The following is a 12,673-nucleotide window of genomic DNA, read 5'->3' on the forward strand; positions in this document are numbered from 1 at the left end:
AATGAAACATGCTAAATTAAAGACCCTCACGGCGTCGATCAGGAAAATCAACGCACCTGATGACCCGCATTGGCCAAGTCGTGGTGCAACCGCGCTGGGCTCAATTCTAACCACGACGGTCGTTGCGCTCGGAGCGACACCGGTTGTAGGCGCGGAGCAATCACTTGATCGAACGGTATTGCCAATTCCTGAGCCTGTGCCGCCTATTTATACCGAGCTTGATGTTCGCAACGCAACCCCTCCGCCGCGTTTTGAGGTAAAGGCACCCGAGGGAGCCCCCAACGTGGTAATCGTCTTGGTTGATGATCTTGGTTTTGCCGGTACCAGTACATTCGGCGGCCCGGTTGATACTCCGACGTTCGACCGCGCGGCAGCGCAAGGGGTTCGTTATAACAACTTCCATACCACGGCGGTCTCTTCACCCACCCGCGCGGCTATCAAGAGTGGGCGCAACCACCACGTCAACAATATGGGCGGGATTATTGAAACCGGCACCGCATTCCCTGGTAACACTGGCCAGATCCCCAGTGATGTCGCACCAGTTGCCGAAATACTCCGCCAGAACGGCTACAGTACCGCGGCATTCGGTAAATGGCATGAGACATCTGCTTGGGAAGCCAGTGTATCGGGACCTTTGGATCGCTGGCCGACGAAACAGGGCTTCGATAAGTTCTATGGGTTTCTTGGCGGAGAGACGAATCAATGGGCGCCGTTTATTTACGACGGTACTCACCCGGTGACGTTGCCGGATGATCCGAACTATCATTTCCTGATTGATATGACAGATCAAGCCGTTGCCTGGATGAAATACCAAAAGGCCCTGACACCGGATAAGCCGTTTTTTGTCTATTTCGCCCCGGGGGCGACCCATGCGCCGCATCATGTCCCCAAGGAGTGGATCGAGCGCTGGAAAGGCAAATTCGATCATGGCTGGGATAAGTTGCGAGAGGAGATCCTGGAACGTCAGATTGAAAAGGGGATTGTGCCCAAAGGTACTCAGATCGCCCCCAAGCCAAAGGCAATCCCGGATTGGGACACGCTGAGTGCGGATGAAAAGACCCTGTTCGCCCATCAGGCGGCGGTATTTGCCGGCTACGTCGAGATGACTGACCATGAAATTGGCCGGGTGGTTGCAGCGATTGAGGAGATAGGGCAACTTGAGAACACATTAATTTTCTTCGTTTACGGGGATAACGGTACCAGCTCCGAAGGTGGTCGCAACGGTATGTTCAGCGAGATGACCTATTTTAACGGGGTGCAGGAAAAGGTGCCGGATATGCTCAAGGTCATCGACAAGTGGGGTGGCCCCGAGACCTACCCACACATGGCTGCAGGCTGGGCGGTGGCGTTCGATACCCCTTACAAATGGACCAAGCAGGTGGCATCGGATCATGGTGGCACCAAGGTCGGTATGGCAGTCCTCTGGCCTAAGGGCATTAAGTCCAAGGGCGAACAGCGTGAGCAATTCCACCATGTCATTGACGTTGCGCCGACGATTCTCGAGGCCGCCGGCCTGCCTGAACCTAAACAGGTCAACGGTGTTCCGCAGCGCCCCATGGACGGCGTAAGCATGCTCTATAGTTTTGATGATGCCAATGCCAAAGAACGGCATGTCACCCAGTATTTCGAGATGTTCGGCAATCGCGCGATTTATCACGATGGCTGGTTTGCCCGGACTATTCACCGGGCTCCGTGGGAAATGCAGCCGCGCCGTGGGCTTAGCGAGGATATTTGGGAGCTTTTTGATACCGGTAAAGACTTCAGCTTGATCAATGATTTATCGCAAGAGAACCCAGAGAAACTGGCTGAAATGCAAGACTTGTTTATGCAGGAGGCAGAAAAGAACAGGGTACTGCCCATCGATGACCGAGTTGTGGAGCGGGTGAATCCGGCCTTGGCTGGCAGGCCGGATCTGATGGGGGATCGCACCTCGCTGACCCTGGCCGGAGGGATGACCGGGATGTCCGAGAATGTGTTCCTGAATATCAAAAACAAGTCCAAGACCATTACTGCCGAGGTCGAGGTGGCCGAGGGTGGCGGAAACGGCGCGATTATTGTCCAGGGTGGCCGTTTCGGCGGGTGGGCGCTGTATGTGAAAGACGGCGTGCCAGCCTACGATTACAATTTCCTCGGTCTTGAACGCTTTACCGTTGCCGCCAAGGACAAGCTCAAACCCGGCAAGTCCACTATCCGTTTCGTCTTCGATTATGATGGCGACGGTCTGGGCAAGGGGGGCCAGGGCACCTTGTTCGTCAATGATGAGAAAGTGGCCGAAGGGCGGATTTCACGGACCCAGCCGATAATTTTCTCTGCTGACGAGACGGCGGACGTTGGAATTGATCTGGCGACCCCGGTGGTGGAGGCAATTGGCTCGGAGGCCGAGTCGCATTTTACTGGCAATATAAACAAAGTGACCGTCGAGGCCATGCCGGTGGAATAGACCGTCAGGGCCCTAGCCCGTGCTGATATAAGTTCAAGCTTTGACCGGAGTGGATGACCTTGTGCATCCACTCCTGCCCGTTGCAAGGAAGGAGAAAAAACATGGCCCAAAAGAAGCCGAGTAATACGTTGGCGGAGAATGAGGGGGCTCAGGGTATTCATGTGGTGGCCAAGCCCATAGGTCCAGTGTGTAATATTCAGTGTGACTATTGCTTCTACCTCGAAAAACATGCGCTGTTTGCACCGAATGAGCGCTACCGAATGTCGGACGAGGTATTGGCTGCGTATATTCGTCAGTATATCGAGTCGCAGTCGACACCGGTGGTCGAGTTTCTGTGGCAGGGCGGTGAGCCAACCCTGCTGGGGCTGGATTTCTTCCGCAAGGTTGTCGAGTTGCAGGCACCCTACCGGCAACACAAGGAGATCAGGAATAGTCTGCAGACCAATGGCATGCGACTGGATGATCAATGGTGCGAGTTCTTCAAGGACAACGATTTTTTTATTGGTGTTAGCTTGGACGGTCCCGAGGCAATCCATGACCGTTATCGCAAGGATCGGCGCGGCAAAGGAACCTTCGAACGTGTTATGCAGGGGATTAGGTTGCTGCAGAAACACCAGGTGGAATTCAACGCGCTTGCCTGTGTCGGTCGCGAAACGGCCTACCAGCCACTTGAGGTATATCGTTTTTTTAAACAGGCAGGGATCAGATATATTCAATTTTCCCCCGTTGTCGAGCGCCAGCCGGATGAGGAGACGTCGGCGTTCGGGCTGTGGTTCGCATCCCCTGCAACGCTAGAGAAGATCGAGCCCAACACGGAAGTGACCCCCTGGACGGTGGAGCCCGAGCCATACGGTGACTTCTTGATTGCCGTCTACGAGGAGTGGGTTCGCAAGGACGTGGGAGAAATGTTTGTGATGAATTTCGAATGGGCCCTGACTGCCTGGATGGGGGAGCCGTCGCCGGTGTGTATTTTCTCGAGGCAGTGTGGCCGCGCGGTTGCCATGGAGCACGACGGCAGCGTCTTTGCCTGCGATCATTATGTTTATCCCGACTACCGGCTGGGTAACGTACTTTCCGATGATTTGGCACAAATGGTTGAGCGTTCGGTGGCAGAAGGCTTCGGGCCGCACAAAGAGCGAACCTTGCCACGCTGGTGCCGTGAGTGCGACGTGCTGAACGCCTGTTGGGGGGGCTGCCCGAAACATCGGTTTGCGACATCACCAGATGGAGAGCCGGGACTGCATTATCTTTGTCCCGGTTACCAGAAGTTTTTTCGCCATATCCGTAAATACCTGCGTGCCATGGCTACGCTGCTGGAAAACGGCTTGCCGGCATCCTATGTGATGCAGGCAATAGAAGGGCCATTGGTGATCAGAATGCCTGATGGCGCCTCGTGACTCTCTGAAAGCAGGGGCGAATATAAACAAAAATGCCAGACGCCAGTGCCCCGATAGCCCCGTTGCCATTGGGGCAATGGCATCAGAAACCTGGCGGCGTCTTGCTCCATGGGTAGCCTTCAACGGCCATTTCATAGCCGGTCTGAAATAGTGCCTTCATATATTCTGTATCAAACTCCTCGCGGTGAGGGTAGTCGAAACTATCAGGCACATAGCCCAGGTTGTAGTCCACCCCATCGCGTTGGGAGATGAGGTAGACCCTGTACAGATCACCGATACCCTGAGTCTGTATCAGTGAGGAGATGGCACGTTCGGCGATACTCATTGTTTGGCGCTCGACCGAAGCCCATTTGGGGCCCAGCTTGGCATTGCGGATGATGTAAGCGTAACGCTCCCTATCGACATGTTCTTTATCTGATATTTCCTTGGTATGTAACCCTGGCGGATAGATAAATAGCTGCGACATAGTACCGCCATCGACATGCATCTCCTGGTACGAACGGCCACCGGCTTCAACATCAATCATGACCGGCGGAAAGGCGCCGGGTATTGACGCGGAGGCGATTAAAACGGAGCGGAAAAGATCCAGCGCCTTGGGATCTCCGCTGGCCGCAATTTTTGTCATGTTCCAAATGACAGAATGCCGGGCATCCAGATCGACAGTCGCGATCAGCAGTATCCGACCTTTCTCGTGTTCAGCGGCAATGGCCTCGAGTAGGGTTTCGTCGATCTCTTTTTCTAGAAGCTGCCAGAGGGGGGAGGTATCAGCCATCGCATCAGAAGTCAGCGCAGCGAGAAACCAGCGCTCTTTGATAATATCCTCAGAGGATATGCTGGTGTATAGCTTTCTCAGCCGGGAGTCGTATTCAGGACCAAGGAAGGCAAACGGAGCGATAAGAGCACCGGTGCTGACACCTGTTACCAGTTTAAATCGCGGCCTGTTTCCTGCGATTGTCCAGCCATTTAGCAGTCCGGCACCAAATGCACCCTGATCACCGCCACCGGATATAACCAGAAAGTGCACCGGCGGTAATGGCCCTTTGTGGCCACGTGCTTTGAGATGATCCATTTCTCGCCAAAACGACGCGATAGCATCTTTTTGAAGTGCCTCGGTGTCAATACCCAAGCGATACCGTATACCTTCCATACCAGGTACTACGGCCTGGGTTGTCAAGTATTCTGGAACCGCTTCATTTCTAGTAATTCCCGCGCAGCCAGCGAATATTAATGTGCTAATTAACACAGCAGAATGAAAGATACTTCGCATCGCTTACGTCCTATCACCGATTGTCCGACGAAATCAATGCATGAAATTATAGATTATTATTCTGCAAGCAAAGTTAGGTAAGTGAGACCCAATGGCTTCTAGATTCTCAAGTGTTTGAAATGAAGAAACTAACCTTAGGCGAGAAGGCGCAGCTGGTGTTAAAAAGATACTGAAAGAGCTACGTTACAACTACCGGGTGAAAAGCCTTACCGCATGATTTACATGGCAAAACATTCAGCTATATTGGGGAATCTATTCGCATAGCGATAAGCTGACCTACTCAGCGGGTGCTTATAATTAAGTATTTCTACTTTGATCTGTCACCAGTATTAGAAGAAAGCCTCATCAAATGTAAATGAGGCTTGGTCTTACTACTCGGTATGCGTTAAACCAGATCGAACGTATTTTTAAAGCGTGATGACGAGTGTATTTCGTCGGGTAGGGCAAAAGGATCGTCGGTGGCAGAGAGCATATTATTGATCAATCCATCGTATGGGGGATTGATAAATTCATTGTTATCAAGTGTGATCACATTGACTTTGGCAACCTGCATATCAGAGTCGAGGTTAGCCAAATCAATCCAGCAAGCTCCGGTGGTTCGAGCGTTGCAAAAGTAATACTTCAGCTCGTTATGGCTTGAAATAGTAGACCATAATGTAGGCGCGATGTTGGGGTGATCGTTTGTACCAAAGTCAAAACCGATAGGGACTGAGGCATTCATGATAACTGATTTTGATTGGGCCAAGGGTTCAGCCATTGACTCAGGGCGAGTCAGATGATGCATATTGAATGAAGCGCGTTCGAAACGGTCGGTTGGAAATGGGCCGCCAGGAATGGTGTGGCTTGGAAAAGGGTTGCTATCGCTCCATTGCCAACGCCAATATTGGTTTAAACTAAGCTGCTCGTTGTAGCTAGGTTCATTGGTCATAACCTGAAAAGAAGGGCTTAAGTGAACCTGAAATTTACCTTCGACTACCTCGATAATCGCCAAGTCGCCGGTGACATCCGACACAGATAAATGCAATGAGGCTTGTTTATCTGAAGCTGGAACCTTTGAGCCAACAAGCTCTATACGGCTGTGATCGTTGAACTTCTCAACCACATTTTTAACAGAACAGCAGGTATCTAAGACATATTGCACCCAGCGCAACACATCGAGCTTTTTATAAGACGGGCTATGATGTTCTTTACATTCATAATCTGCATTGCTGTCGTACAACACATTTGCGACTAATCCTACGGAATTCATGCCGTCGGAGGCACCAAAGTGGCCGGTATCTTTTTCATCGCCAACGACCATAGTTACTACGCTGTCATAGATGACATCCATGTCAGAGTATCTTGCTTTAGCTCGCTTTCACCGGATTTATATAGGCCGTTTTTGAATGTATAGATAGAGGTAGGTAATTGCGTTGCCCAATCCATGTTCCTTGCCGTTGTTAGGTAGTCTTCGTTCTGGTTGTTAAAAATACGAGTACACATGCTATATCCCTATCGGTCAATGAGTCGAAGTTGCCATAGCTAATGAAGTGAATTAGCTATCCAATCGAATAAGTTAACTATCATCTATGCGATAAATTTTGGGTATTACAGCGCATTACAACGGGGGAGTTTTTTGGATGATTGTGGATCAAAATGACCAAAGCCATAGGCTTTACCATGGTATTAAATATTGATTGTGTGATTTATGAACGAACTTTGATTCAGCTATGTGAAAGCCGTAGCCAATACAATAATGTGGCGTGAATTATTGAGGGAACTAAGATGCGGCGTTGGAAATACTTACTATTGGTAGTATTGCTCTCTGCTTGCAGCAGCACGGAGCGAAGCGCAGATCCGGTTACATATACCATGATGCCCCACTCATTGGAGGGGATCAGAATGTGGGATGAATTTAATCCCGAGGCCCTCAATGGCAAGATCCAAACAAGGACTGACAACTGGATCGAAGAAGCCCAAGACAAGCAGAGCCTGAATTACTTGGCTCTATCAGGCGGAGGCTTTAATGGCGCATTTTCGGCTGGGTTGTTAACGGCTTGGACTGAGCAGGGAGACAGGCCAGAATTTGATGTCGTGACGGGGATTTCCACCGGAGCCATCGTGTCGGTATTTGCTTTTCTTGGTAGTGACTATGACGATACGCTGACTGAGCTTTATACCGAGACAGAGTTTAACGATTTATTCCGTTTAAGAAATATTTTTACCCTAGCCAGATACCAATCTTTGCTTGATACCGCTCCTTTTGAACAAAAGGTTCGCCAAGTAGTGACTGATGAACTGGTGGCTGAGATTGCCAAGCAAAGTGAAAAAGGCCGGCACCTTATTATCGGGACAGCCAATATTGATAACCAGCGGCTTGCCTTGTGGAATATCGGTAGGATTGCGGAACACGGCACACCTCAAGCGACAGCATTGATCCAAGAGCTGATCATTGCCAGCAGCTCTGTACCAGGGGCGTTCCCGGCCAGAAAGATTGAATTTGAACAGCATGGCCAGAAGTTCGATGAATTGCATGTTGATGGTGGTGTTGTGCGGCAGGTTTTCTTTGCGCCATCTTGGGTCGATTTACGCGACGTGGAGGTTGAGCAAAACCTCTACGTTATCCGCAACGGCAGCTTAAAATCAGAGTTCCAGCCTGTTTCTTATCGGTTGAGTCGTATTAGCGAACGGGCTATCAATACGCTAATGCTCAATCAGGGGATCGGTGATGTTGAGCATATATACCACAACGCCCGCCAGCAGGGGATTCATTTCAACTTAGCGTTTATTGATGAAGACTTTCAGGCGCCTGATGAGGTGTCGTCTTATAGCGGTGAGTTTATGACTGAGCTGTTTGATTACAGCTATCAAAAAATGAAAGAAGGAAAAGCCTGGCAGGCTATCCCTCCTTCATTGCCAGAATTTTATCGTGTTGAAGCTGAAGTGCTGTCAGCTAACTAAAGAACATCTCCCTGAGCGCAAAGATATAGCCGGCCTCGCTGGCCATCAGGGCAATAAGGACTATGAGTACCAGTGGTGGCAGGAAGATGGTGCAGACCAAGGCCATTCGCTCCCATAGCATATGCATGAAGATACTGGCGATAAGTCCCGCTTTGAGAGCCATGAACAGTAAGATCAAACTCCAGCGCAGCATTCCTTCCAATTGGTAGTAATCCACCATGTAAGACAGGGCGCTGAGCACAAACAGCAGCAACCAGATTCCCAGATAAAGGCTGATTGGGTGTTTCTGCTGTGTTTTAGTTTTAGCTTTCGCTGAACTAGCCATATGCGTGTCCTCCTACAGCAGTTCGCTACCAGAGATAGAAAAACGCAAAGATAAAGACCCAGACAAGGTCGACGAAGTGCCAGTACAAGCCTGCAATTTCGACGATCTCGTAATTTCCATTCGACTTGTTACCTCGCCGCTCATAGTCACCCCGCCAGACTTTCCAAGCGACAATGAGTAAGTAGATAACACCGACCGACACGTGCAGGCCATGGAAACCGGTGATCATGAAAAAGCAGGCGCCAAACTGTGCGGCACCGTCTTCATTGCCCCAAGGCCGGAAGCCGTCTTCTATCAGTTTGCTCCACTCGAATGCCTGCATACCAACAAAGCTGAGGCCAAACAAGGCAGTGACCAGCATCAATAAAGCGGTCGCCCCCCGCCTTTTCTGGTAGCCACAGTTAACCGCCATCGCCATGGTGCCGCTGCTGGTAATGAGGATGAAGGTCATGATTGCAATCAGGACTAACGGAATGGAATGCCCGGCAATAGTGAGGGCGAAGACTTCACTGGGGATCGGCCATGGCTCGGTGGTGGTCATTCTTACCGCCATGTAGCCGACAAGGAAACAGCCAAAGACGAAGATATCACTGAGCAGGAATATCCACATCATGGTTTTGTTGCTTGATACATTGAACACTGCCTTGTCGGCAGAGTAGTCATTGACTATCGATGCCCACGCATGGTGAGTAGGATGGTCATCGGAATAAGCCGAACGAGGCATGGGGAACACCTCCCGTTATGTCAATCGAAGTAGGCCGAGTAAGAACAGCCAGACAAACAATAAGAAATGCCAGTAGCGGGTGCATAGCCGCAGAGCGGGATAAAGCTGATTGCGATGACCGCTGCCAGCGTGAAACACCACCCAGCTAAGGGCGATAAGCCCGCCTAACACGTGCAGGGCATGAAGCCCGGTCAGCAAGTAGAAAAAACTGGCGGCCGGTGTGCTACCCACGCCTAGATTGAGAGCTAGTAAGGCTTGCCATGCCCACAACTGGCTGAACACAAAACCCAGCGTAAAGACCACTGTCCAGATTAGCAGTGCATGGTTAGCACGAAGTGAAGGTAAAAGGGCTGATTTTCGGTAGCACAAATGCATAGTGACACAGCTCATGACCAACATTACGGTACTGACCGCGAGCTGCCAGGGCTCGTTGACAGGCTGCCAGTCAGGCAATGACATTCTGATCCGGTAGGCGACGGCAAACAGGAAAAAGAACATGGTGATGACCGCAATCATCAACCAGACTGCCGTTGATGTTGGAGCCTGCAGTTGGCTTATGTAACGAGCGTTAGGATCTTTGGTCAGTGTTTGTGATGATTTGCTCATGACCGTTCCTTATCGGATTTTGCCGTTGATTCGCTACCGCTACCGCCTGACTGAATAGGGGCGTTTGCTGGGTCTGGTACCGCTTCAGGAGGCTGAGTTTGCGGGATGAAGTCCTTATCGTGCCCCGGAACACTGAAATCATAAGCCCAGCGATAGACAAGAGGCAGCTCTTCACCCCAGTTACCGTGCTTCGGTGGTGTGTTTGGGGTAAGCCATTCAAGCGAGGTGGCTTTCCAAGGGTTGCTATCGGCCACCTTGCCAAATTTCCAGCTCCAGAACAGGTTGATCAAGAAAATGATCTGCGCAGCCCCGACCACCAAAGCCGCGATAGTGATAAAGGCATTCATGGACTGGGCCGATTCGGGGATGAAGCTGTAATCATCCCAGTTGTAATAGCGTCTTGGCATGCCGAGGATGCCAAGATAATGCATCGGGAAATAAATCGCATAGGTACCGAGGAAGGTGACCCAAAAGTGAATATGACCCATGGCCTGGTTCATCATCCTGCCGGTTACTTTCGGGTACCAGTGATAAATCCCACCGAAGATGACCAATATTGGCGAGACGCCCATCACCATGTGGAAGTGAGCCACGACAAAGTAGGTATCGGATAGCGGGATATCGACAATCACATTACCGAGGAACAAGCCGGTTAGCCCGCCGATGATGAAGCTGCTCATAAAGGCGATAGCGAAAAGCATCGGCAGGCTGAGGTGAATATCGCCGCGCCAGAGGGTGAACAGCCAGTTATAGACCTTGATTGCCGTGGGTACTGCTATCACTAGGGTGGTGGTGGCAAAGAAGAAGCCAAAATAGGGGTTCATGCCACTGACATACATATGGTGGGCCCAAACAATGAAGCTCAGGGCCGCAATGCCCAGTATCGCCCAGACCATCATTTTGTAGCCGAAGATATTTTTGCGGGCATGAATACTGATGAGATCAGAGACAATACCGAACGCTGGCAGGGCGACGATATAGACTTCAGGGTGGCCGAAGAACCAGAACAAGTGCTGGAACAGGATAGGGCTACCGCCGTCGTATCCGGCCTGTTGGCCCATGGAATAAATGGCGGGCATGAAAAAACTGGAGCCTAGCAGTTTATCGAACAGCATCATGATTGCACTGACCAACAGAGCAGGGAAGGCCAGCAACGCCATGGCCGACGCGGTGAAGATCCCCCACACAGTCAGCGGCATGCGCAATAAGGTCATGCCCTCGGTACGGGCTTGCAGCACCGTGGTGACATAGTTCAGGCCACCCATGGTGGCAGCAACAATGAACACCGCCAGCGAGATCAGCATCAGCACAATCCCCCAGTCAGTACCAGGCGTGCCGGGCATTATGGCCTGCGGCGGGTAGAGGGTCCAGCCTGCTCCTGTCGGGCCGCCGGTGACGAAAAAGCTGGCGACTAATATGAGTGATGCCAGAAAATAGAACCAGAAACTGAGCATATTGAGGTAAGGGAAAACCATATCCCGCGCGCCGACCATCAAGGGAATAAGGTAGTTACCAAACCCTCCTAAGAATAGTGCAGTCAGAAGGTATACCACCATGATCATCCCGTGCAGGGTCATCGACTGGTAGTAAAAGTTGGCGTCGATAAAGTCGAATTTGCCGGGGAAGCCGAGCTGCAACCGCATAATCCAGGACAGCACCAGTGCTATCATCCCCATGGCAATGGCCGTTAGCGTGTACTGGATGGCAATAACCTTATGGTCTTGGCTCCAGACATATTTGGTCCAGAAAGACTGCGGGCGTTTCTTCACGGCATAGGGGCTGGTTTCAAACATTATTGTGCTCCCTCGTTGTTTTCTTCCCCGTTATCAGCTCTTTCTGGTTCGGCTTGGGGCGATGATACTGCCTTGATATAGGCAATGATGGCCTCCAACTCCTCTTCGCTAAATTGGTAGGCAGGCATAATAGCTGGGTAGCCTTTGACGACTTCTGCGTTGGGGTTGAGAATGGCGACTTTGAGGTATTCGTCGTCAACCAGTATTTCTGAATCATCTGACATGATTTCAGTCTTGCCGTATAGCCCAAGCCAGGTTGGCCCCACACCGGGTTTGCCATCAATGCTATGGCACCCGATACACCCATTGACTTCAGAGAGGGTTTTACCGTGCTCAACAGGGTCGGTGATAGGCGTCCCCCTTTCTGAAGCGGGCTGCTGGGTTTGGGCAAAAGTAGGCTGTTTGGCGAGCCAACGGCCAAACTGTGCATCATCTTCAACTACCACTCTGCCGCGCATATTGTAATGGCCAACACCGCATAGCTCGGCACATAAAATATCAAAGGTGCCGCGCTGGGTAGGGGTGAGCCAAAAGTAGGTGACGCTTCCGGGGACCATATCCATCTTGGCGCGAAATTGCGGCACGTTGAAATCATGCAGCACATCTTTGGATCTGAGCAGCACCTTGTAGGGGGAGTACAGCGGAAGGTGCAGTTCGGGGGTCAGTATGATCTTGTCATCGCTGGAAGCGGGATCATCGGGGTCAATCCCTAGCGGATTGGTAGGGTTAATAAAGCGCACATCTGATTTGCCCAGTTGGTTATCCTCGCCGGGAAAGCGAAAGCTCCACTTCCATTGCTCACCGACGACTTCCACTTCCTTGGCATCATCAGGCACAGCAACGAATTTGCCGTAAACCACCAATCCTGGTGCTAACAAACCAATAATTGCCACTGTGGTTAAACCGATAAGCCAAGCTTCAAGGCGTTTGTTATCAGGCTGGTAAGTGGATTTATGCCCCTTGCGGTGCCGATATTTAAACACAAACCAGGCGATCATCAGATTGATGACAATGAAGAAGGCACCGGTGATCACCAATGTAAGGTTGAAGGCATCGTCTATTTCGCCCCAGTTGGAGGCAGCAGGTGTCAGCCACCAAGGGCTGAGGAAATGAAAGGCAATGGATGCCACAACTATCACTATCAAGACAATGGCAATCGCCATAAGCCTGTCACCTCGCAA

At 51.1% G+C, this 12,673-nt stretch carries 11 protein-coding genes; 3 read left to right on the forward strand and 8 right to left on the reverse strand.

The genetic code is table 11. The features are described 5' to 3' along the window. Nucleotide 1 precedes the first annotated feature (1 nt). Nucleotides 2-2,440 carry an arylsulfatase gene (locus tag ACXAGQ_RS15005; RefSeq protein ID WP_475254915.1) on the forward strand — a complete coding sequence of 813 codons (2,439 nt, stop codon included), beginning with the start codon at nt 2-4 and terminating at the stop codon, nt 2,438-2,440. Nucleotides 2,441-2,541: 101 nt separating this feature from the next. Next, on the forward strand, nt 2,542-3,837 hold the full coding sequence (locus tag ACXAGQ_RS15010) for an anaerobic sulfatase maturase (protein WP_475254916.1): 1,296 nt from the start codon (nt 2,542-2,544) through the stop codon (nt 3,835-3,837). 82 nt (nt 3,838-3,919) lie between these two features. Here the strand turns inward: ACXAGQ_RS15010 and ACXAGQ_RS15015 are convergent, their stop codons facing one another. From ACXAGQ_RS15015 to ACXAGQ_RS15025, 3 genes are all read right to left on the reverse strand, one after another. Next, nucleotides 3,920-5,104, reverse strand: a complete 1,185-nt coding sequence (locus ACXAGQ_RS15015) for a patatin-like phospholipase family protein (RefSeq protein WP_475254917.1) — start codon at nt 5,102-5,104, stop codon at nt 3,920-3,922. 385 nt (nt 5,105-5,489) lie between these two features. After that, nucleotides 5,490-6,434, reverse strand: coding sequence for a linear amide C-N hydrolase (locus ACXAGQ_RS15020; protein ID WP_475254918.1), 945 nt, complete (start codon nt 6,432-6,434; stop codon nt 5,490-5,492). Further along, nucleotides 6,410-6,586, reverse strand: a complete 177-nt coding sequence (locus ACXAGQ_RS15025) for a hypothetical protein (RefSeq protein ID WP_475254920.1) — start codon at nt 6,584-6,586, stop codon at nt 6,410-6,412. Before ACXAGQ_RS15025 ends, ACXAGQ_RS15020 begins: the two co-directional genes overlap by 25 nt. Before the next feature lie 282 nt (nt 6,587-6,868). Here ACXAGQ_RS15025 and ACXAGQ_RS15030 point away from each other — a divergent pair, with 282 nt between their 5' ends. After that, entirely contained in the window at nt 6,869-8,044 is a 1,176-nt protein-coding gene (locus ACXAGQ_RS15030; protein ID WP_475254922.1) for a patatin-like phospholipase family protein, read from the forward strand. On the opposite strand, the gene ACXAGQ_RS15035 is transcribed toward ACXAGQ_RS15030, so the two are convergent. Genes ACXAGQ_RS15035 through ACXAGQ_RS15055 form a run of 5 tightly spaced genes read right to left on the reverse strand, consistent with a single transcriptional unit; the run spans nt 8,037 to nt 12,655 of the window. Beyond that, nucleotides 8,037-8,369, reverse strand: coding sequence for a cytochrome C oxidase subunit IV family protein (locus ACXAGQ_RS15035; RefSeq protein ID WP_475254923.1), 333 nt, complete (start codon nt 8,367-8,369; stop codon nt 8,037-8,039). The two genes, ACXAGQ_RS15030 and ACXAGQ_RS15035, sit on opposite strands and share 8 nt — an antisense overlap. Before the next feature lie 25 nt (nt 8,370-8,394). Continuing rightward, nucleotides 8,395-9,093, reverse strand: coding sequence for a heme-copper oxidase subunit III family protein (locus ACXAGQ_RS15040; protein ID WP_475254924.1), 699 nt, complete (start codon nt 9,091-9,093; stop codon nt 8,395-8,397). 15 nt (nt 9,094-9,108) lie between these two features. After that, complete coding sequence (locus ACXAGQ_RS15045) at nt 9,109-9,699, reverse strand: cytochrome c oxidase subunit 3 (protein ID WP_475254926.1); 591 nt, start codon at nt 9,697-9,699, stop codon at nt 9,109-9,111. Then, complete coding sequence (ctaD, locus tag ACXAGQ_RS15050; protein ID WP_475254927.1) at nt 9,696-11,492, reverse strand: cytochrome c oxidase subunit I; 1,797 nt, start codon at nt 11,490-11,492, stop codon at nt 9,696-9,698. Before ctaD ends, ACXAGQ_RS15045 begins: the two co-directional genes overlap by 4 nt. Continuing rightward, entirely contained in the window at nt 11,492-12,655 is a 1,164-nt protein-coding gene (locus tag ACXAGQ_RS15055) for a c-type cytochrome (protein WP_475254929.1), read from the reverse strand. Before ACXAGQ_RS15055 ends, ctaD begins: the two co-directional genes overlap by 1 nt. Between the last annotated feature and the right edge of the window lie 18 nt (nt 12,656-12,673).

The sequence above is a fragment of the Photobacterium sp. ABD4_091 genome, assembly GCF_056160145.1.

Bases quoted from the DNA above. Each gene is read 5' to 3' on its own strand.
- ACXAGQ_RS15025 (WP_475254920.1), bottom strand. From the start codon at position 6,586: ATGTGTACTCGTATTTTTAACAACCAGAACGAAGACTACCTAACAACG.
- ACXAGQ_RS15010 (WP_475254916.1), top strand. From the start codon at position 2,542: ATGGCCCAAAAGAAGCCGAGTAATACGTTGGCGGAGAATGAGGGGGCT.
- ACXAGQ_RS15040 (WP_475254924.1), bottom strand. From the start codon at position 9,093: ATGCCTCGTTCGGCTTATTCCGATGACCATCCTACTCACCATGCGTGG.
- ACXAGQ_RS15020 (WP_475254918.1), bottom strand. From the start codon at position 6,434: ATGGATGTCATCTATGACAGCGTAGTAACTATGGTCGTTGGCGATGAA.
- ctaD (WP_475254927.1), bottom strand. From the start codon at position 11,492: ATGTTTGAAACCAGCCCCTATGCCGTGAAGAAACGCCCGCAGTCTTTC.
- ACXAGQ_RS15045 (WP_475254926.1), bottom strand. From the start codon at position 9,699: ATGAGCAAATCATCACAAACACTGACCAAAGATCCTAACGCTCGTTAC.
- ACXAGQ_RS15035 (WP_475254923.1), bottom strand. From the start codon at position 8,369: ATGGCTAGTTCAGCGAAAGCTAAAACTAAAACACAGCAGAAACACCCA.
- ACXAGQ_RS15055 (WP_475254929.1), bottom strand. From the start codon at position 12,655: ATGGCGATTGCCATTGTCTTGATAGTGATAGTTGTGGCATCCATTGCC.
- ACXAGQ_RS15005 (WP_475254915.1), top strand. From the start codon at position 2: ATGAAACATGCTAAATTAAAGACCCTCACGGCGTCGATCAGGAAAATC.
- ACXAGQ_RS15015 (WP_475254917.1), bottom strand. From the start codon at position 5,104: ATGCGAAGTATCTTTCATTCTGCTGTGTTAATTAGCACATTAATATTC.
- ACXAGQ_RS15030 (WP_475254922.1), top strand. From the start codon at position 6,869: ATGCGGCGTTGGAAATACTTACTATTGGTAGTATTGCTCTCTGCTTGC.